This window comes from Pannonibacter sp. XCT-53, from assembly GCF_009915765.1.
Classification (GTDB): Bacteria; Pseudomonadota; Alphaproteobacteria; order Rhizobiales; family Stappiaceae; genus Pannonibacter; species Pannonibacter tanglangensis.
Window position 1 is genome coordinate 1345773 of the sequence record NZ_JAABLQ010000001.1, and the last position, 18998, is coordinate 1364770.

16 protein-coding genes are annotated in these 18998 nt (G+C 66.9%); 7 read left to right on the plus strand and 9 right to left on the minus strand.

The features are described 5' to 3' along the window. Positions 1–7 precede the first annotated feature (7 nt). The gene (locus GWI72_RS06175; protein WP_161672939.1) at positions 8–682 is read left to right on the plus strand and encodes a DsbA family oxidoreductase; all 675 of its coding nucleotides are present in this window, start codon (positions 8–10) and stop codon (positions 680–682) included. A 301-nt stretch (positions 683–983) separates the two neighbouring features. On the opposite strand, the gene eno is transcribed toward GWI72_RS06175, so the two are convergent. Both eno and kdsA read right to left on the minus strand, forming a co-directional pair. Then, entirely contained in the window at positions 984–2258 is a 1275-nt protein-coding gene (gene eno, locus GWI72_RS06180; RefSeq protein WP_161672941.1) for a phosphopyruvate hydratase, read from the minus strand. Between the two features lie 88 nt (positions 2259–2346). Then, complete coding sequence (gene kdsA / locus GWI72_RS06185) at positions 2347–3186, minus strand: 3-deoxy-8-phosphooctulonate synthase (RefSeq protein WP_161672943.1); 840 nt, start codon at positions 3184–3186, stop codon at positions 2347–2349. A gap of 219 nt (positions 3187–3405) precedes the next feature. Here kdsA and galU point away from each other — a divergent pair, with 219 nt between their 5' ends. The 3 genes from galU (at position 3406) to GWI72_RS06200 (ending at position 6314) form a co-directional block, all read left to right on the plus strand. Continuing rightward, the gene (gene galU / locus GWI72_RS06190; RefSeq protein ID WP_161708140.1) at positions 3406–4296 is read left to right on the plus strand and encodes a UTP--glucose-1-phosphate uridylyltransferase GalU; all 891 of its coding nucleotides are present in this window, start codon (positions 3406–3408) and stop codon (positions 4294–4296) included. A gap of 162 nt (positions 4297–4458) precedes the next feature. After that, on the plus strand, positions 4459–5754 hold the full coding sequence (locus tag GWI72_RS06195) for a nucleotide sugar dehydrogenase (RefSeq protein WP_161708141.1): 1296 nt from the start codon (positions 4459–4461) through the stop codon (positions 5752–5754). A gap of 122 nt (positions 5755–5876) precedes the next feature. Further along, positions 5877–6314 carry a DUF4864 domain-containing protein gene (locus GWI72_RS06200; RefSeq protein ID WP_161672949.1) on the plus strand — a complete coding sequence of 146 codons (438 nt, stop codon included), beginning with the start codon at positions 5877–5879 and terminating at the stop codon, positions 6312–6314. Positions 6315–6449: 135 nt separating this feature from the next. Here GWI72_RS06200 and tgt read toward each other — a convergent pair whose 3' ends face one another. From tgt to coaD, 5 genes are all read right to left on the minus strand, one after another. Further along, a complete protein-coding gene (gene tgt, locus GWI72_RS06205) occupies positions 6450–7601 on the minus strand; it encodes a tRNA guanosine(34) transglycosylase Tgt (protein ID WP_161708142.1) in 1152 nt (383 codons plus the stop codon). Beyond that, on the minus strand, positions 7598–8716 hold the full coding sequence (gene queA / locus GWI72_RS20130) for a tRNA preQ1(34) S-adenosylmethionine ribosyltransferase-isomerase QueA (RefSeq protein ID WP_161708143.1): 1119 nt from the start codon (positions 8714–8716) through the stop codon (positions 7598–7600). Before queA ends, tgt begins: the two co-directional genes overlap by 4 nt. Before the next feature lie 125 nt (positions 8717–8841). Beyond that, positions 8842–9276, minus strand: a complete 435-nt coding sequence (locus GWI72_RS06215) for a peptidylprolyl isomerase (RefSeq protein WP_179956133.1) — start codon at positions 9274–9276, stop codon at positions 8842–8844. Positions 9277–9390: 114 nt separating this feature from the next. Then, positions 9391–9942, minus strand: coding sequence for a peptidylprolyl isomerase (locus tag GWI72_RS06220; RefSeq protein WP_161708144.1), 552 nt, complete (start codon positions 9940–9942; stop codon positions 9391–9393). A gap of 31 nt (positions 9943–9973) precedes the next feature. Beyond that, positions 9974–10477 carry a pantetheine-phosphate adenylyltransferase gene (gene coaD / locus GWI72_RS06225; RefSeq protein ID WP_161674603.1) on the minus strand — a complete coding sequence of 168 codons (504 nt, stop codon included), beginning with the start codon at positions 10475–10477 and terminating at the stop codon, positions 9974–9976. A 217-nt stretch (positions 10478–10694) separates the two neighbouring features. On the opposite strand from coaD, the gene GWI72_RS06230 reads away from it, so the two are divergent. Both GWI72_RS06230 and GWI72_RS06235 read left to right on the plus strand, forming a co-directional pair. Next, the gene (locus GWI72_RS06230; protein WP_161708145.1) at positions 10695–10976 is read left to right on the plus strand and encodes a hypothetical protein; all 282 of its coding nucleotides are present in this window, start codon (positions 10695–10697) and stop codon (positions 10974–10976) included. A gap of 504 nt (positions 10977–11480) precedes the next feature. Continuing rightward, on the plus strand, positions 11481–11816 hold the full coding sequence (locus tag GWI72_RS06235; RefSeq protein WP_161708146.1) for a hypothetical protein: 336 nt from the start codon (positions 11481–11483) through the stop codon (positions 11814–11816). Positions 11817–12021: 205 nt separating this feature from the next. Here the strand turns inward: GWI72_RS06235 and gyrA are convergent, their stop codons facing one another. Continuing rightward, positions 12022–14823: a DNA gyrase subunit A gene (gene gyrA / locus GWI72_RS06240; protein WP_161708147.1), complete on the minus strand. Its 2802-nt coding sequence runs from the start codon at positions 14821–14823 to the stop codon at positions 12022–12024. A gap of 538 nt (positions 14824–15361) precedes the next feature. Here gyrA and GWI72_RS06245 point away from each other — a divergent pair. Continuing rightward, entirely contained in the window at positions 15362–16000 is a 639-nt protein-coding gene (locus GWI72_RS06245; RefSeq protein WP_179956135.1) for a MarC family protein, read from the plus strand. A 653-nt stretch (positions 16001–16653) separates the two neighbouring features. On the opposite strand, the gene GWI72_RS06250 is transcribed toward GWI72_RS06245, so the two are convergent. Further along, positions 16654–18654: a L,D-transpeptidase family protein gene (locus tag GWI72_RS06250; RefSeq protein WP_161708148.1), complete on the minus strand. Its 2001-nt coding sequence runs from the start codon at positions 18652–18654 to the stop codon at positions 16654–16656. Positions 18655–18998: the final 344 nt, after the last annotated feature.

An 18998-nucleotide genomic window follows, 5' to 3' on the forward strand; every position in this document is an offset into this window, starting at 1 on the left:
GCCATCCATGTCCAGCCAGAAGCCCCTCGTCGTCGATGTCATCTCGGATGTCATGTGCCCCTGGTGCTATATCGGCAAGCGGCGCCTCGAGAAGGCGATCCGCTCGGTTCCCGACATTGCCGTCGACGTGCGCTGGCATCCCTATCAGCTCGATCCCACCCTGCCGAAGGAAGGCAAGGACAGGGCGACCTATCTGAACGAGAAGTTCGGCGGGCCGGACCGGGCGGAGGCGGCCTACGAGCGCGTGCGGCAGGCCGGGCGCGAGGAAGGCATTGCCTTCGCCTTCGAGAAGATCGACGTCTCGCCCAACACGCTCGATGCGCACAGGCTCATCCTGTGGTCCCGCTCGGATGACCTGCAGGACGATGTCGTCGAACGGCTGTTCCGCGCCTATTTCGTCGAGGGCCGCAATCTTGCCAAGTCCGAAACGCTGGTCCAGATCTCGGCCGAAGCCGGCATGCAGTCGGATCTTGTCGAGCAGCTGTTCGAGACGGATTCCGATCTTGCCAAGCTGAAGCGCCAGATCGACCAGGCGAGCGAGATGGGTGTGACGGGTGTGCCCTTCTTCATCATCGACGGCCGCTTCGCCCTCGCCGGGGCCGAAGATCCGGCCACCATTGCCGCAGCCCTGCAGCATGCCGAGGCAACCCGCAGCGACGAGGATGCCGTCGCCGATGCGTGAGCCTCGGAGCGGGCAACTCCAAATTCAACCGTCATCCCGGCCCAGCTGAGCGCCAGCGCAGCGCCGAGCCGGGATCCAGATATCAGCCGCGCGGCGCGCGACAACCCTGCCGCATGCTTGTCCAGTGCTGAGGTACATGAGGTGCGCGCTGACGCTCGCGCAGACATGCCGGAGTCCGGATCTCCGGTTCGCTCCGCTCACCTTGTCCGGCATGACGGGCCAGACTTGAAATCACGCCCCCAAAAAAACAAGAACCCCGGTGTCGCCACCGGGGTTCTGCCGTTCAGACGACCTGTGCCGATCAGGCCTTGAGGATCGAGCGGCCGGCAAAGCGGGCCTGGGTGCCCAGTTCCTGCTCGATGCGCAGGAGCTGGTTGTACTTGGCAAGCCGGTCGGAACGGGCAAGCGAGCCAGTCTTGATCTGGCCGCAGTTGGTGGCAACCGCCAGGTCGGCGATGGTCGCGTCTTCGGTTTCACCCGAACGGTGCGACATCACGGCGGTGTAGCCGGCCTTGTGCGCGGTCTCGACCGCGTCGAGCGTCTCGGTCAGGGTGCCGATCTGGTTGACCTTGACGAGGATCGAGTTGGCAGTGGCGCTGGCAATGCCCTGGCGCAGACGCCTGGAGTTGGTCACGAACAGGTCGTCACCGACGAGCTGGACGCGCTTGCCGCACAGCTCCGTCACGGCCTTCCAGCCGGCCCAGTCGTCTTCGGCCATGCCGTCCTCGATCGAGATGATCGGGTAACGGGCGCTGAGGTCGGCGAGGTAGGCGGCCATCTGGTCGGAGTCCAGCGTCTTGCCTTCGCCTTCCAGCACGTACTTGCCGTCCTTGTAGAACTCGGTCGAGGCGGCATCGAGAGCCAGGTAGATGTCCTCGCCCGGCTTGTAGCCGGCCTTCTCGATCGCCTTCATGACGAAGCCGATGGCTGCGTCGGTCGATTCCAGGTTCGGCGCAAAGCCGCCCTCGTCACCGACGTTGGTGTTGTGGCCCGCGTCCTTCAGCGCCTTCTTCAGCGTGTGGAACACCTCGGCGCCCATGCGCAGGGCTTCGGAGAAGTTTTCCGCGCCGACCGGCATGATCATGAATTCCTGGAAGTCGATCGGGTTGTCGGCATGGGCGCCGCCGTTGATGATGTTCATCATCGGCACCGGCAGCAGACGGGCGGACGCGCCACCGACATAGCGGTAGAGCGGCAGGCCGGACGACTGGGCAGCCGCCTTGGCAACGGCGAGCGACACGCCGAGAATGGCGTTGGCACCCAGGCGGGACTTGTTGGCGGTGCCGTCCAGCTCGATCATGGTCTGGTCGATGTGGATCTGGTCTTCGGCGTCAAGACCGCCGATGGTGTCGAAGATCTCGCCGTTGACGGCATCGACGGCCTGCTGCACGCCCTTGCCGAGGTAGCGCGAGCCACCATCACGCAGCTCGACGGCCTCATGCGCGCCGGTCGAGGCGCCCGAGGGAACGGCTGCGCGGCCGAAGGCGCCATCTTCCAGAAGCACGTCCACTTCAACAGTCGGGTTGCCGCGGCTGTCCAGGATCTCCCGGGCCGTGATGTCGACAATGGCGGTCATTTGCATCTCCCTGTGATGAACCCGCGGGAGGGAGGCCGCGGGGATTGGTGAGGCGGGCGAACCCGCAAGGAACTGGGGATGGAGCGGGTCAGGCAGCAGTGGCCTTCACGACCCGGTCGATGTCGCGCACCTGGCGCAGAAGGGCCTCGAGATCCTTGATCGGCACCATGTTCGGGCCGTCGGAGGGGGCGTTGTCCGGGTCGTCGTGGGTCTCGATGAAGAGGCCGGCGATGCCGGCAGCCGCAGCCGCACGCGCCAGCACCGGAACCATGGTGCGGTCGCCCCCGCTCGAGGCGCCCTGCCCGCCCGGCTGCTGCACGGAATGGGTGGCGTCAAACACGACCGGCGCACCCGTGCGCGCCATGATCGGCAGCGCGCGCATGTCGGTCACCAGCGTGTTGTAGCCGAAGGACGCGCCGCGTTCGGTCAGGAGCACATTCGGATTGCCGCTCTCGACGATCTTGTCGAGCACGTTCTTCATGTCCCAGGGCGCCAGGAACTGCCCCTTCTTCACATTGACGACGCGCCCGGTGCGGGCGGCAGCCACGAGCAGGTCCGTCTGGCGGCACAGGAAAGCCGGGATCTGCAGGATGTCGACGACTTCGGCGACCGGCGCGCACTGCTCTTCGGTATGGATGTCGGTGATCACCGGCATGCCGAAGGTCTCGCGGATCTCGGCAAAGACCGGCATCGCCTCCTTGAGGCCGATGCCCCGCTTGCCCTTGAGCGAGGTGCGGTTGGCCTTGTCGAAGGAGCTCTTGTAGACGACCGCGATGCCGAGCCGGTCGGCGATTTCCTTCACCGCCGCCGCCATTTCCAGCGCGTGGTCGCGGCTTTCCATCTGGCAGGGACCGGCGATGAGGCTGAACGGCGCCCGGTTGGAGAAAGTGACATTTCCAACGGTGACGTCCGTGCTGGCGCTCGTCATGGGAGATCCTTCAAGCTGTCCTTTTGTCGGAGATCCGACGGGCGTTGCATACCCGCCTTTTCCGCTCCCCGCAACATTCGAGCAGCCCCGGCGCAACCCCAGTTTCAACCTTTTGGAAAATCCGCTATGTCTCACAGGCTGGCGGGGCCAACTTCCCCTGCCGCACCAAGGTTTTGACGCGCGGCTCCGGCCCGGAGCCTATTTCAGGAGCGCAGTTTTATGAACAGGCCAATCCGCAAGGCAGTGCTGCCGGTCGCAGGTCTGGGAACCCGTTTTTTGCCCGCCACCAAGGCGGTGCCGAAAGAAATGCTCACCATCGTCGATCGCCCGATCATCCAGCATGTGGTGGATGAGGCCCGGGAAGCCGGCATCGAGCACATTGTTTTCGTCACGGGCCGCAACAAGCAGGTCATCGAAGATCACTTCGACATGGCCTATGAGCTGGAAGACACCCTGCGCCGCCGCAACAAGACGGCAGCTCTCGAGCTGCTGAACTCCATGCGCCCGCATGCCGGTGCCACCAGCTTCACGCGCCAGCAGGAGCCGCTCGGCCTTGGCCATGCGATCTGGTGCGCGCGCGACATCATCGGCAACGAGCCTTTCGCGATCCTTTTGCCGGACGTGATCGTCAAGTCGCAGAAGAGCTGCCTGGCCCAGATGGTCGAGGTCTACAACGAGACCGGCGGCAACATCATCGCGGTCGAGGAAGTGCCGGAAGACCAGACGCACCAGTATGGCATCGTCAAGCTGGCCGATGGCCCGCGCAAGGCCGCCATGCCGATCACCGGCATGGTGGAAAAGCCGGCGCCGGGCACCGCGCCGTCGAACCTGATGATCACCGGCCGCTACATCCTGCAGCCGGAAATCTTCGGCCTGCTGTCCAGCCAGGAAAAGGGCGCCGGCGGCGAGATCCAGCTGACCGACAGCATGATCAAGCTGATGGGCCAGCAGTCCTTCACCTCGCTCGCCTTCGAGGGCCGGTCGTATGACTGCGGCTCGAAGATCGGCTTCCTCGCCGCCAACATCGCCTTCGGTCTCGACCAGCCGGATCTGGCTGCCGACCTGCTGCCGATGCTGCAGGACGTGATCAAGGCCAAGACCGGCGCCTGAGCGCCGCCCCAGCCCCCGCCGCCGTGAGCGCTGACGAGGGCGTGCCGTCCTGCCGGCCGCTTGTCAGACGGCAGGGCGGCTCCTAAACAGTCAGGGCCGGGTGCCTCGTCAGGAGGCCCCGGCCCTTGTCATTTCTCCTGCCTGCAGCCGAAAGCGATCGCCATGACCAGCGCCGAACTCCTTCCCACCGTTGCCGTGATCGGTCTCGGCTATGTCGGGTTGCCGGTTGCCGTCGCCTTCGCGGCCGGCGGCTATCCGGTCATCGGCTTCGACATCAACGCCCGGCGGATCAGCGAGCTGGCGCAGGGGATCGACCGCACCGGATCCATCTCCGGCCCTGACTTAGCCGGCAAACAAATCTCCTTCACCGGCGAAGAAGGCCCTCTGCGTCAGGCAGATGTGGTGATCGTGGCCGTGCCCACCCCGGTCGACCGGGCCAAGCGGCCAGACTTCGGTCCCTTCCTCTCGGCCGCCCGGACCGCAGGGCGAAACCTCAAGTGCGGGGCGATCGTCGTGTTTGAATCGACCGTCTATCCCGGCGCCACGGAAGAGCTCGCCGTCCCGGTCCTGGCGGCGGAATCGGGTGGTGAGCTCCATGTCGACTTCCACGTCGGCTACTCCCCGGAGCGCATCAACCCGGGCGACACGGAGCGCGGCTTTGCCGACATCACCAAGATCGTCGCGGGCAGTTCGCCGGCGATCACCGACCGCCTCGCCGCGCTCTACGGCAGCGTGGTGACTGCCGGCATCCACCGCGCGCCCTCGATCCGCGTGGCGGAGGCGGCGAAGGTGATCGAGAACACGCAGCGCGACCTCAACATCGCCCTGATGAACGAACTGTCGGTGCTGTTCCATGCCATGGGCATCGACACGCGCGACGTGCTCGCGGGGGCGGCCACCAAGTGGAACTTCCTGCCGTTCCAGCCCGGTCTGGTCGGCGGCCACTGCATCGGTGTCGATCCCTATTACCTCACCCACAAGGCGCACGAGATCGGCCTGACGCCGCAGGTGATCCTGGCGGGACGCGGCACCAACGAGCACATGCCGGCCTTCGTCGCCGGCAAGATCATCCAGTCCTGCGTCCGTCTCGGCATGCCGATGCCGCCGAAGGTCGCCGTGCTTGGTCTGACCTACAAGGCCAATGTTCCCGACACCCGCAACTCCAAGGTCGTCGACCTGATCAGGGAGCTGCAATCCTTCGGCGCCGATGTGGTGGTGCACGACCCGATGGCCGATGCGGACGAGACCCTGCACGAGTACGGCCTTTCCCTTGCGCCGCTCGACGCGCTGTCCGGGGCGGATGCGGTCGTCCTGGCCGTTCCGCACCGGGCCTTTGTCGAGAAGGGCTGGTCGCTCGTCACCGCGCTGCTGAAGGACAGGGCCGGCCTGGTGGCCGATCTTCCGGCGGCACTGGAGCGTGCGCGCTGCCCCGAGGGTGTGACGCTCTGGCGTCTCTGAGAGCGGCCCTTTCCCGGCGCAACGTCTTTCGGGGGACAGTCAAGCAAACGTGAAGGCAGGAAAGATCCCGTAGAGGAATTCCCGCGTATGCTGGGCATCTGTCACCTTGAGGGAGACCGGCAATGCGCTTGGGTACTTCTGCATTCGTATGGGTGGTGTGCGGCTTTCTCGGCCTGGCCGGGGGGCTGACGTCGGCGTCCGCCGAGGGCGTCCTGGACGGCGCGCAGTTTCGCAAGATGATCCAGGGCCAGATGGAGGCCTTTCGGCGCAATGATGCCGCCGGTGCCTTTGCCTTCGCAACGACAGGTCTTCAGAAACAGTTCCAGAGCCCTGACATCTTCATCGCCATGGTGAAGCAGGGCTATCTGCCGGTGTTCCGCCCGCGCGAGGTCAGCTTCGGGCGGCTGAAGGAAACCCCGCAGGGACCGGTGCAGGAAGTCTTCGTGACCGGCCCCGATGGCGACAACTGGGTTGCCCTCTACAGCTTCGCCCGTCAGGAAGACGGCAGCTGGGGCATTTCCGGTTGCGTGCTGCGCAAGGACAAGGGCACGGCCGCCTGAGGTCCGAACGGCCCGCCCGACCGGGGCCCTGGTCCGCGGCACTCCGGAACCAGCAACGACAGAAGGGCGACGCCGACAGGCGTCGCCGCTGACAGGTGCTGCAAGGGGGGACGAGGCGAGACGGGCCGGTCCCGATCAGAGCGGCGCGATGTCGCCCCGGGCCCAGCCTTCCTTCACCGATGCGCGGTAATCCTGGAACCGGCCGGCCTCGATCGACTCACGCATGCCCTGCATCAGCTGCTGGTAATAGGCGAGGTTGTTCCAGGTCAGAAGCATGGCTGCCAGACCCTCCCCTGCCTTCACCAGATGGTGCAGATAGGCCCGTGAATACTGGCGGGCGGCCGGGCAGTCGCTTTCCTCGTCCAGCGGACGCGGATCATCGGCGTGCCGCGCATTCTTCAGGTTGATCTTGCCGCGACGGGTAAAGGCAAGGCCGTGGCGGCCGGCGCGGGTCGGCATGACGCAGTCGAACTGGTCGATGCCCCGCGCGACGCTTTCCAGGATGTCTTCCGGCGTGCCGACGCCCATCAGGTAGCGCGGCTTGTCGACGGGCATGGCCGGTGTCGTCACCTCCAGCATCCGCAGCATCACTTCCTGCGGCTCGCCGACAGCCAGCCCTCCGACGGAATAGCCCTCGAACGGCATGGCAGCCAGGCTTTCGGCGGAGCGCACCCGCAGGTGCGGAACATCCCCGCCCTGCACGATCCCGTAAAGCCCCTGCCCCTTCTCGACCCCGCCCATGGCCTCGAACTTGGCCCGGGACCGCTCCGCCCAGCGAAGCGACAGCTCCATGGCGCGTTGCACTTCCTGTTCCGGCGCCGGCAGGGCAATGCACTCGTCAAGCTGCATCTGGATGTCGGACCCCAGCAGCCCCTGGATCTCGACCGACCGTTCCGGCGTCAGGTGGTACTTCTGCCCGTCGATGTGGCTCTGGAAGCGGACGCCGGTCTCGTCCAGCTTGCGCAGCTGCGCCAGCGACATGACCTGGAAGCCCCCGGAATCGGTCAGGATCGTGTGCGGCCACTGCATGAAGTGGTGCAGGCCGCCGAGCCTTGCCACCCGTTCGGCGCCGGGGCGCAGCATCAGGTGGTAGGTGTTGCCCAGCACGACATCGGCTCCGAGCGCGCGGACCTGGTCGGTGTACATGGCCTTGACCGTGGCCTGGGTGCCGACCGGCATGAAGGCCGGGGTCCGGACCAGCCCGTGCGGCGTGGTGATCTCGCCCCGGCGGGCCATGCCGTCGGTGGCGAGGAGACGGAAGGCGAAGCGCTGCGGCGCGTGGGTCATCGGGAAAGCTCGTCCTGGGAGGCAATGCTGGAAGCGGACGGGAACAGCAGCGAGCTGTCGCCGTAGCTGTAGAAGCGGTAGCCGGTCTCGATGGCGTGGGCATAGGCCGCGCGCATCGTGTCGAGCCCGCTCAGCGCCGACACCAGCATGAACAGGGTCGAGCGCGGCAGGTGGAAATTGGTCATCAGGGCATCGATGGCGCGGAAGCGATAGCCCGGCGTGATGAAGATGCGGGTCTCGCCCGCGAAGGCGGCAAGACCGCCCGGCCCCTGGGCTGCACTCTCCAGAATGCGCAGGGAGGTGGTGCCCACGGCCACGACCTTGTTGCCGCGCGCGCGCACCGCCTGCAGCCGGGCGGCGGTCTCCGGCGAGATCTGCCCCCATTCGGCATGCATCACGTGGTCACGGGTGTCGTCGGCCTTGACCGGCAGGAACGTCCCTGCCCCCACATGCAGGGTGACGGTGTGGCGCTCGATGCCCCGGGCGTCCAGCGCGGCAAACAGGCGCTCGGTGAAGTGCAGACCGGCCGTCGGAGCGGCGACGGCGCCTTCCTTCTCGGCGTAGATCGTCTGGTAGTCGGTGCGGTCCTGCTCGTCCTCTCCCCGCTTGGCAGCAATGTAGGGGGGCAGCGGAATATGGCCGACACCGTGGATCGCTGCGTCGAGATCCGGCCCCGACAGGTCGAAGACGAACAGGATCTCGCCCGTGTCCTTCTTTTCCGCCACGGTTGCGTCCAGCACGCCGCCGAGGCAGGCCCTTGCCTCGGAGGTGGTCCCGAAGCGAACCCGGTCGCCGACGGCGAGCTTCTTGGCCGGACGCACGAAGGCCCACCAGCGGTCGGCGCCGGCGCGCAGGTGCAGCGTGGCCCCGATCTGCGCCACCGCGTCGCCGCGGGTGCGGGTGCCCTCAAGCTGGGCCGGAATCACCTTGGTGTCGTTGAAGACGAGGGCATCGCCGGGCTCGAGGAGCATCGGCAGGTCGAGAACGCCTGCGTCCTGAAGCTCAGGGTCTGACTGCGGACGCACCACGAGCATCCGGGCTGCGTCCCGCGGGCGGGCTGGCCGCAGGGCGATCCGTTCCTGGGGAAGCTCGAAATCGAAATCGTCAACGCGCATGTCACAAGGCCCAGTCTCAAAGCAACGGGAATGGTCTGAAGAGGCGTCCTGCCCTCAGGCAAGCGGGCGCGGCGGATCGCTCCGCCACGCCCGCATCAGGCTGCCGCGAGCGGCAAATAGGTCACTCAGGCGTCGGCTGCAACCTTCAGCGACACGATCTTGTCCGGGTTCTTGACCGGTTCGCCGCGCTTGATCTTGTCGACATTCTCCATGCCGGAAATCACCTGGCCCCATACCGTGTACTGGCCGTCAAGCCAGGGCGCGTCGGTAAAGCAGATGAAGAACTGGCTGTCGCCGGAGTTCGGGTCCATCGCGCGCGCCATGGAGCAGGTGCCGCGCTTGTGCTTTTCCTTGGTGAACTCGGCCTTCAGCTTCTTGCCGGAGCCGCCCGTGCCGGTGCCCTGCGGGCACCCGGTCTGGGCCATGAAGCCGTCGATGACGCGATGGAACACGATCCCGTCATAGAAGCCCTCGCGCACCAGTTCCTTGATGCGGGCGACATGGGTCGGAGCCAGATCCGGGCGCATCTCGATGACGACCGGGCCCTGCGTGGTTTCCATGAGGAGCGTGTGCTCGCTGTCCTTGTACTCAGCCACTTGCTTCTCCAGTTCTGTGGACTGTTTCTGGGGCCTTCGGCCCCGGGTTGGCAGGCACCCCAGAGGTGCCCCAGAGGCTCAGCCGGCGTCGGCAGCAAGCCGCATCTTGATGATCTTGTCCGGATTGGCAGGCGGTTCGCCGCGCTTGATCTTGTCGACGAACTCCATGCCCTCGACGACCTCGCCCCAGACCGTGTACTGGCCGTTCAGCCAGTCCGCCTCGTCGAAGACGATGAAGAACTGCGAATTGGCGCTGTCCGGGTCGCTGGCGCGGGCCATGCCCAGAACGCCGCGCTTGAACGGGGCCTTGGAAAACTCGGCCGCCAGATCCGGCTCGTCCGAGCCACCGGTGCCGGTGCCGGTCGGATCACCGGTCTGGGCCATGAAGCCGTCGATGACACGGTGGAACACGATCCCGTCATAGAAGCCGGCCTTCGACAGCTTCTTGATCCGCTCGACATGGTTCGGCGCCAGGTCCGGGCGCAGGCGGATGACGACGCGCCCGTCCTTGAGGTCAAGGTACAGGGTGTTCTGCGGGTCAAGCGTCTCGGCCCGCACGGCGGCCGGTGCAAGGACCAGCGGCAGCAGCAGGGCAAACAGGGCAAGAATGCTCTTCAATGAAAGCTCCATCAGGGGCGATTCGGGTGCAGGGCACCGGGGATCAGGTTCCGGCGCGGGCGCGGGCCACGAGAGGGCCGGCCACGGGCGCAGGAACAAAGGCGGAAATGTCACCGCCCATCCGGGCGATCTGCCGGACAAGCGTGGCGGTGATGTGGCGAACCGGCGGCGAAGCCGGGAGAAACACCGTCTTGATGTCGGGCGCGAGCGTCCCGTTCATGCCGGCCATCTGCATCTCGTAGTCGAGATCGGTGCCGTCGCGCAGGCCGCGCACCAGCACCAGCGCGCCCTCCTGGCGGGCGGCTTCGACCACGAGGGTGTCGAAGGCAATGACGGAGATCCGTGCGGTCACATCGGCCCCGAAGGCCGCAAGCGACGAGGCACGGATCAGCCCGACCCGCTCCTCGAAGCTGAAGAGCGGCTGCTTGCCCGGGTGGATGCCGATGGCAACGACCACCTTGTCGGCCAGGGACAGGGCCTGGCCGAGGATGTCGATATGCCCGTTGGTCACGGGATCGAAGGATCCCGGGTAAAGCGCGGTTCTGATCATGTCCGTTTGATACCGCCCTTGGCGGAAGGCCACAAGCCGGCAGGCCCGTTTGACCGCCGGCGAGGCCGCATTTTGCAGTGTCGGCGGCCTTGCCGCGGCAGCGGCGGCTGACCGGCCCGGTTGCGGCCCGGCCGGGGCAGCGTTCACACAAGGGTGACAGACCTTTTACTGCAGTGCGGTAGACCTTTTGCCGGCAAAGGCCCATATGGGCGGCATGACACACACGATCCGCTTCTTCCTCCCCAGCGCTCCGGTCCTCGCCTGGCTTGCGGCCATCGGCGGCTTCATTGCCCTGATTGGCGTCAGCGCCGCGCAGATCGACAGCCTGACCCGCCCCCTGCCCGCGCCCGAGAAGGCGGCGCCCGTCTCGCGCGATCCCTATGGCTGCCTGGAGCTTGAATTCCTTGGCGAAGATCCGGCCTGCGCGCCCTCCCGCGCGCCGCTGCCGGAGCCGGGCCCGGTGGCCGGGATCGGCAAGCCGGCAACGCGGGCCTGACGGGTCCGCTCGACCCGGCTCGTCACGACCTAAGGGCGCGGAGCAGATCCGCGCGCTTCAGACTGCTGACAAACCTGCTCACAGTCATCCCGGCCCAGCTGAGCGTCAGCGAAGCGCCGAGCCGGGATCCAGATATCAGCCGCGCGAAGCGCGACACACCTGCCGGTCGCAAGTCGTATCGAGTTGACTTGGTTTTGGGCTCGCTTGCGCTCGCACAGACATGCTGGATTCCGGATCTGCGGTTCGCTGAACGCTCACCTTGTCCGGAATGACGCCAAACTGACGAAACTCCGAAGTTTGTCAGCAGTCTGAAGGGCGCGGAGCAGATCCGCGCCCTTTTTTCTGCCCGTCCCCGGGCCTGTGCCGGGCTCCCCCCCACAGAGCACGACAGGGACGGGCGGGCGCACGAAACCGCCGTTCCTGTGACCGGGATCACGGATCGACAGCGGCGGAGATGATGGTATCGGCTCACAACCTGACCACTCCGGCAGGGGAGACAGACCGATGCAGATTGAGAAGATCCAGAGCCCGAAAACGACGTCCGACGGGTACAACCTCGCCGGCATTGCAGCGCTGCTGGCGGTCGCGATCCTGACCGTCATCGCGTCGGCCGCCTTCGCCTTCGCCGAGATGCCGACGCAGGGTGCTTCGGCCAAGGGCAATCGTCTGTCGTCGGACCTGCCGGCAAGCTGCCAGGGTCAGGCCTGGGGCAACTGGAGCGAGGGCTGCCTTGAAAGCCTGTCCGGCAAGGCCGGCCTGCGCCGGATCGGCGCGATCACCGTCGAGGAACGGCCGTCGGAAAACCTGTCCGTGCTGGTGCGCCAGACCCCCTCCAGCTGACCCCCTCCAGCCGACCCCGTACAACTGACCCCGTACAACCGCCCCCGGACAACCGACCTTGGTGCCGGTCGCCCCGGATGCGACAAGAACCGCCCGGAACGCTGCCCATTCACGGCCTTTTCCGACCAAAACAGGACAAAAGGCGCTCCGGTCTCCCGCAGCGCCTTTCTTGTTGTCTGGACTTGCCCGGACTGACCGGCGCGGCTCACTCGCCGCCGTCGGGCCCACCGGCGAGGTCGGACGGCTCGGCACCCTCCCCTTCGCTGTCATCCTCGCTGACACGCTCGACGGCGACGACCTGCTCGTCGGCGGCAGTGTTGAAAACGATGACGCCCTGGGTGGCGCGGCCGGCAACCCGGATGCCGTCGACCGGGCAGCGGATGAGCTGGCCGCCATTGGTCACGAGCATGATCTGGTCGCTGTCCTCGACCGGGAAGGAGGCGACCAGCGGGCCGTTGCGCTTGGTCACGGCCATCGCCGTGATGCCCTTGCCGCCACGACCGGTCACCCGGTACTCGAAGGACGACGTCCGCTTGCCAAAGCCGTTCTGGGACACGGTCAGGATGACCTGCTCGGCCGCGCTCATGGCGGCGTAACGGTCCTGGCCGAGATCCGCGCCGTCCAGCCCGGCTCCCTCGGCACCAGCTCCCTCGGCACCGGCTCCCTCGCCACCGGCCTCCTCTGCCTCCTCGGGCACGCCGGCCTCGTCCGTCTCGCCGCGCATCAGGCGGCGCAGCTTGAGATAGGCCGCCCGTTCCTCGGAGGTGGCATCGAAGTGCCGCAGGATCGACATGGAGATCAGCTGGTCGTCGTCGGCCAGGTTGATCCCGCGCACGCCGACCGAGTTTCGGCCCGCGAAGATGCGGACATCGGTGACGGGGAAGCGGATGCACTGGCCGGCCGCCGTGGTCAGCAGCACGTCATCGGCTTCGGTGCAGGTCTCGACCGAGACGATGCCGTCGCCGTCGTCCAGCTTCATGGCGATCTTGCCGGAGCGGTTCACCTGGGTGAAGTCGGACAGCTTGTTGCGCCGCACGGTGCCGCGGGTGGTGGCGAACATCACGTCCAGTTCGCCCCAGCTGTCCTCGTTCTCCGGCAGCGGCATGATCGAGGAGATCTGCTCGCCCGGCTCGAGCGGCAGCATGTTGATCAGCGCCTTGCCGCGCGAGGTCGGACCGCCGAGCGGCAGACGCCAGACCTTCATCTTGTAGACGATGCCGCGCGAGGAGAAGAACAGCACCGGCGTGTGGGTGTTGGCCACGAACAGGCGTGTGACGAAATCCTCGTCCTTGGTCGCCATGCCGGAGCGGCCCTTGCCGCCGCGCCGCTGCGCGCGGTAGGTCGCCAGCGGCACGCGCTTGATGTAGCCGCCATGGCTGACGGTGACGACCATGTCCTCGCGCTGGATCAGGTCCTCGTCTTCAAGGTCCGCCCCGCCGTCCATGATCTGGGTCTTGCGGTCGGTTGCAAATTCCGTGCGGATCTCGAGCAGTTCCTCACGGATGATCTGCTGGATCCGCTCGCGCGAGCGGAGGATTTCGAGGTAATCCGAGATTTCCTCGCCGAGCTTGTTCAACTCGTCTGCGATCTCGTCCCGGCCAAGGGCCGTCAGGCGCTGCAGGCGCAGGTCGAGGATCGCGCGGGCCTGTTCTTCGGACAGGCGATAGGTGCCGTCCTCGTTCACGGTGTGGCGCGGATCGTCGATCAGGCGGATGAGCGGCTCGATATCGCGGGCGGGCCAGTCACGGCCCATGAGCTGGGCCCGGGCGGTTGCCGGATCGGGCGCCGTGCGGATGAGATGGATGACCTCGTCGATGTTGGCAACCGCAATCGCCAGACCAACCAGCACATGCGCGCGGTCACGCGCCTTGGCCAGCAGGAAGCGGGTGCGCCGGCCGATGACTTCCTCGCGGAAGGCCACGAAGGCCTTGAGCATGTCGGCGAGCGTGAGCAGCTCCGGCCGGCCGCCGTTCAGCGCCACCATGTTGCAGCCGAAACTCTGCTGCAGGGCGGAGAAGCGGTAGAGCTGGTTGAGAATGACGTCGGCGACCGCGTCCTTCTTCAGCTCGATGACGACGCGCATGCCCGAGCGGTCACTCTCGTCGCGGATGTCGGAGATGCCCTCGATGCGCTTCTCGCGCACCAGCTCGGCGATCTTCTCGATCATCGTCGACTTGTTGACCTGGTACGGGATCTCCGTGACGATCAGGGCCTCGCGCCCGGCACGGATCTCCTCGATGTCGACCTTGCCGCGAATGACGACGGACCCGCGCCCCGTCTCATAGGCCGAGCGGATTCCGGATCGGCCCAGAATGATGCCGCCAGTCGGGAAATCCGGCCCCGGGATGATGTCCATCAGCTCGCTGAGCGTCATCGCCGGATTGGCCATGATGGCGATGGCGGCGTCGATCACTTCGCCGAGGTTGTGCGGCGGAATGTTGGTGGCCATGCCGACGGCGATGCCGCCGGCGCCATTGACGAGCAGGTTCGGGAACTTCGCCGGCAGAACGACGGGCTCGGTCTCGGAACTGTCGTAGTTTTCCTGGAAGTCGACCGTATCCTTGTCGATGTCGTCCAGCAGCTTGTGGGCGACCTTTTCCAGGCGGCACTCGGTGTAGCGCATGGCCGCAGCCGGATCGCCGTCAACCGAGCCGAAGTTGCCCTGGCCATCGATCAGCGGCAGGCGCAGCGAGAAGCTCTGCGCCATGCGCACCAGCGCATCGTAGATCGCGCTGTCGCCATGGGGGTGGTACTTACCCATCACGTCGCCGACCACGCGGGCCGACTTGCGATAGGGCTTGTTCCACTCGTAGCCGTTCTCGTGCATCGAGTAGAGAATGCGGCGATGCACAGGCTTCAGACCGTCCCGCACGTCGGGAAGCGCACGGCTGACGATCACGCTCATGGCGTAATCGAGATAGCTGCGCTTCATCTCGTCGGTGATGGAGACGGGGCGGATGTCTGAGGGCAGGTTGCTGCCCGGGGACGTGGAATCCTGATCGGCCACGGATGCGTTCCATATGGTTCTTATGTTGCTTTGCTTATAGCCGATTCCGCCCCTTGAGCCAAATGCACGCCGGAGATTCGCGGGATAATTGTTTATTTATTTTCAGTTACTTACATGAATTGTTCACAGCTCCGCGAAAACAATCCGGCCAAAAAGAGGCAATTGCGGTCACCGCTCTGGTATAAGCGGTGCAACGGTGCCGGTGCCCGGCCCGCCGGCACGACGCCGGAACGGGGCACGACGGACGCCGGCAGAGCCCGCCCCGGCACGACCGACCCGGCAGACGCCTGCGGATCAGCGGCTCGGGAACCGTCGGGCAACGGGCGGCGACCGGGGAATGCTGCGCTGCGGCACCGGCGGCCGGCAGCCTGACGTTAGCCGGTCGCCTGCCGCAGGGCGCAAGGGATCAGCGCAGGTCTGGACCCCGGTCTGGCCTCGGGTCAGGGCTTGGGTCCGGGCGTGGCCTGCACCGGCTGCGGCAGCTGAGGCGGCACGCAACCCGCACCAAGAAACACACGGCACGACATCGGGGGCCATGATGACGGAATTCCTGCTCAACGCCTTTGCGACGCTCTTCGTGACGATCGATCCGGTGGGCCTCGCGCCGATGTTCCTGGCGCTCACGGCCGGCGTGTCGGCAAAGGACCGCCGGCGCATCGCCTATCGCGCCACGATCACGTCGGGCATCGTGCTCTTCGTGTTCTTCTTTTCCGGCAAGACGGTGCTGACCCTGCTCGGCATCTCGGTGTCGGCCTTCCGCGTGGCCGGTGGCCTGCTGCTCTTCGTCATTGCATTTGAAATGGTGTTCGACCACCGCAACAAGCGCAAGAGCGAGACGGCCGAAAAGGCGGTGGAGCATCACCCGTCCGACCTCAATGCCATGGCGGTGTTTCCCATCGCCATTCCGCTGATCGCCGGCCCGGCGGCCATCTCGGCCATCATCCTGCTGGCCAGCCAGGCACCGAGCCAGGTGGCCTATGCGGGCCTCGGCGGCGTGATCCTGACAATCCTCGGCAGCTGTCTCCTCGCCTTCCTGCTGGCAGACCGGATCGAGCGGCTGATGGGCGACACGGTGCAGATGGTGGTGACCCGGCTGCTCGGCGTGCTGCTCGCCGCCCTTTCGGTCCAGTTCATCGCCGACGGCATCCTCGCCTTCGCCAACGGCACGCCGGGCTGACCCGGCCAGACGCGAGCCGCGGCTGGCCGCGGGCTTCGATGCTCAGAGATCCGGAGCCCACGGCTGGCGGATATCGAAGGCGTCCCCGGACCCGACCTTGACCCGGCAGGCGCGGCAGACCCCGTTGGCCGGGCTGTGCTTGAGGGCGATCAGGCGACCGGGCAGGAGACAATCGCGCGCCTCCTGCGGGACGGCGTTGACACCGCTGCGGCCAATGCCCTGCCCCTGCGCCCGTCCCTGCCCCTGTCCCCTGATACGCGCCGGAGATGACGAGCTGGTCGAGGTCAGGGTGAGGGCCGCGCCTGCGGCCCCCGAGGCAGCCGGCAATGCGCCCCCCCTGGACGCGGATGAGAGCCGTGTCCCGGCCCTGAAACGGCCAGGACAGCGCGCGCAAGCTGAGGATGAAAGCGACCGGGAGCCTCCCGGCGGGGCCGCATCGCCTCGACACGCAAGTCCGCAAGCCCCCCGGCATCCGGAGCATGGCCAGCGCGACGGGACCGCTGTTGGCCGACTGAGCCGCCACCGCCTTGCCGGATCATGCGCTGCCGACCCGGCACCAGCCGGAGGACAGGGGCGCGGGCTTGCTGCCCGTTTGGCCGACATCCGGCGGCGACTGGAGCCGGGCCTGTCCAGATGCCCGGCCCCGAAGGACCTCAGGTGCGGATGCCGGTGCGCGCCCGCGCCGTGGCCTCCAGCGCGCGCTGGATGAAGGGATCCCGCTCGTAGACATCGTCATAGTAGGCGATGGTTCCGTCGTCCTGCGGCCAGGCCGTGAAATAGACCAGATAGACCGGGATGCGGGCGGTGACCGCCTCGGAATTGTTCTTGCCCGTATTGATCCGGCCCGCGACGTGGGCGACGTCGGTGCCCAGCACCGCCGCCGCCATGGCGCGGGGATCCGCCAGGCGCACGCACCCGCTGGAGAAGGCCCGCACGTCCTTGGTGAACAGGTGGCGCGAGGGCGTGTCATGCATGTAGATCGCATGCTTGTTGGGGAACAGGATCTTCAGCTCGCCGAGCGCATTGTCGTCGCCCGGGCGCTGGCGCACGTTGACGTTGACGCGGCCCTGGGCAACGGCCACCCAGTCCACGTCCGACGACGACAGACGCTTGCCGGCGGCATTGGTGACCTCGAAACCGGCGCGGTCGAAATAGCCCGGATCCTTGGCGAGAATGTCGAGCTTCTGGTTGACGAGGATCGACCGCGGCACGCCCCAGAAGGGGTTGTATTCCACCGTCTCGATCTCGTCATAGAAGACCGAGGTCTGGGTTGCCTTGGTGCCGATCACGGTGCGCATCGACAGCGGCGCCTTGCCCGGCTCGTAATAGACCGCGGTGAAGGAGGGCTGGTTGATGAAGACGCGGCGGTCGCCGAGATCCTCCGGCAGCCAGCGGATCTGTTCCAGCGCCAGCTCCACCTTGGCGATGCGCGCCTCGAGGCTGTCGCCGGTCAGCGCGCGGATGGTGCCGGGCCCGATGATGCCATCCGCATTGAGACCGGCTTCCGCCTGGTAGTCCTTCACCAGCGCAACCAGCTCCGGCGAGAAGACCGGACTGTCGCTATAGGTGCCGAGCGTGGCGATGTGCCGTGCCTCGAGCGCCGGAGAGGCCCGGTGACGGATGGCGGACACGACGTTCTTGAGTTCCGGGCTGGACTGGCCCGGCTTGATCAGCGTTCCGGCGGCAATCCGGATCTCGGGGCCCTGATCGTCCAGGGTCTTGAGGCGGGCCCGCTCGGCCACGAGCGCGGCAAAGGCGGGCGAGGCCGGCTGCAGCGCGCGGAGCGCGGCCGCCGGATCGGAAGCCGACAGGAGCGACGGCAGCACCCCGTCAAGCGCCACCTTCCGGCGTGGCAGGTCGTGATAGCCGGAAATCCGATTGGGGTCGACCCGGCCCCGGCCCGCATCCAGCGCATAGGTGAGCACCGCCACCGACAGGCGCATCTCGTAGGTCATCAGCGCGCGCGCGGCCGCCTCCGCCTCCAGACCGGCGACCACCGGCAGCGGCACGGCATAATCCGCCGGGTCGAGGCCGTAGCGGTCCGCAGCCGCCAGCTCGGCGGCAACCGACTGGGCGCGGCTGTTGGGGGCGCCGTCCGTCACCCAGACGAAGTCATGCGCGTCGCGGTAATGCGCCTTGAGCGCCGCACCGACCTCGGGCAGAGCCTTCACCGACAGGTCGACAAGCGCCGGGCGGGCCTGGTCGAAGGCAGAAAGCGTCGGCGCTGCCGACTGGGACGGGACCTGGCCTGCCGTCTGGCCCGAAGTCTGGGTGGCAGTCTGGCTGACCTCGGCCGCGGCGGTCTTCAGCGTCGCCAGCGCGCCGAGCGGGACCGTTTCCAGCCCATCGGCCCGGTAGGTGTAATATTTCGGGCCGGTGACCTTGTTGGCAGCAATCGTCGAGCGGTCCAGCTGCCGCGGCTGCGGCGCCGCCGGGGCAACCGGCTCGAGCCGCTCCTTCGGCTGATAGTCCGGGTTGAACAGCCGGTCGAGGAAGGATTGCGCCGAGGCCGGACTGGCCGCGGAAAGTGCAAGGCAGGCTGACGCCGCCAGCAGGACGGAGCGGGAAAACCCCTTACGGAAACGGCCCTTCTGGAAACATCCCTTGGCGGCATCTTCCGTAAGGACGAGGGCGGAACGACAATCCGAGCGCATGCGTCAAAAACCTCTGATCAAAATCATCGCCCGCCCGATCCGTGCCCCCACAGACCGTGCCGGCCTCCGCCGGCAGGAGTGCCGGCGCCAGTGTCCCGGCGTCGGAACCGGCCGGTCCCTGCGGACCCGGCATGCCGGTCCTGCGACGCCCTCCTCTGCCTCGCCGACCATACTAGCCGATCCCCCACCCGAAGGTTAACGCAAAGAAAGAAGCCGCGCATGTCCGGCCGCCGGCAAGCCCCGGGCTGTCGTCAGAATGCCACAGTCGGGCCCCGCGGATCGCGCCTGCCGCCGTGGTCACCGGCCGCGCCGGCATGACCCCGGCATGCCACGATCCCCCGGGG

Bases quoted from the DNA above. Each gene is read 5' to 3' on its own strand.
- GWI72_RS06175 (WP_161672939.1), top strand. From the start codon at position 8: ATGTCCAGCCAGAAGCCCCTCGTCGTCGATGTCATCTCGGATGTCATG.
- eno (WP_161672941.1), bottom strand. From the start codon at position 2,258: ATGACCGCCATTGTCGACATCACGGCCCGGGAGATCCTGGACAGCCGC.
- kdsA (WP_161672943.1), bottom strand. From the start codon at position 3,186: ATGACGAGCGCCAGCACGGACGTCACCGTTGGAAATGTCACTTTCTCC.
- galU (WP_161708140.1), top strand. From the start codon at position 3,406: ATGAACAGGCCAATCCGCAAGGCAGTGCTGCCGGTCGCAGGTCTGGGA.
- GWI72_RS06195 (WP_161708141.1), top strand. From the start codon at position 4,459: ATGACCAGCGCCGAACTCCTTCCCACCGTTGCCGTGATCGGTCTCGGC.
- GWI72_RS06200 (WP_161672949.1), top strand. From the start codon at position 5,877: ATGCGCTTGGGTACTTCTGCATTCGTATGGGTGGTGTGCGGCTTTCTC.
- tgt (WP_161708142.1), bottom strand. From the start codon at position 7,601: ATGACCCACGCGCCGCAGCGCTTCGCCTTCCGTCTCCTCGCCACCGAC.
- queA (WP_161708143.1), bottom strand. From the start codon at position 8,716: ATGCGCGTTGACGATTTCGATTTCGAGCTTCCCCAGGAACGGATCGCC.
- GWI72_RS06215 (WP_179956133.1), bottom strand. From the start codon at position 9,276: ATGGAAACCACGCAGGGCCCGGTCGTCATCGAGATGCGCCCGGATCTG.
- GWI72_RS06220 (WP_161708144.1), bottom strand. From the start codon at position 9,942: ATGGAGCTTTCATTGAAGAGCATTCTTGCCCTGTTTGCCCTGCTGCTG.
- GWI72_RS06230 (WP_161708145.1), top strand. From the start codon at position 10,695: ATGACACACACGATCCGCTTCTTCCTCCCCAGCGCTCCGGTCCTCGCC.
- GWI72_RS06235 (WP_161708146.1), top strand. From the start codon at position 11,481: ATGCAGATTGAGAAGATCCAGAGCCCGAAAACGACGTCCGACGGGTAC.
- GWI72_RS06245 (WP_179956135.1), top strand. From the start codon at position 15,362: ATGACGGAATTCCTGCTCAACGCCTTTGCGACGCTCTTCGTGACGATC.
- GWI72_RS06250 (WP_161708148.1), bottom strand. From the start codon at position 18,654: ATGCGCTCGGATTGTCGTTCCGCCCTCGTCCTTACGGAAGATGCCGCC.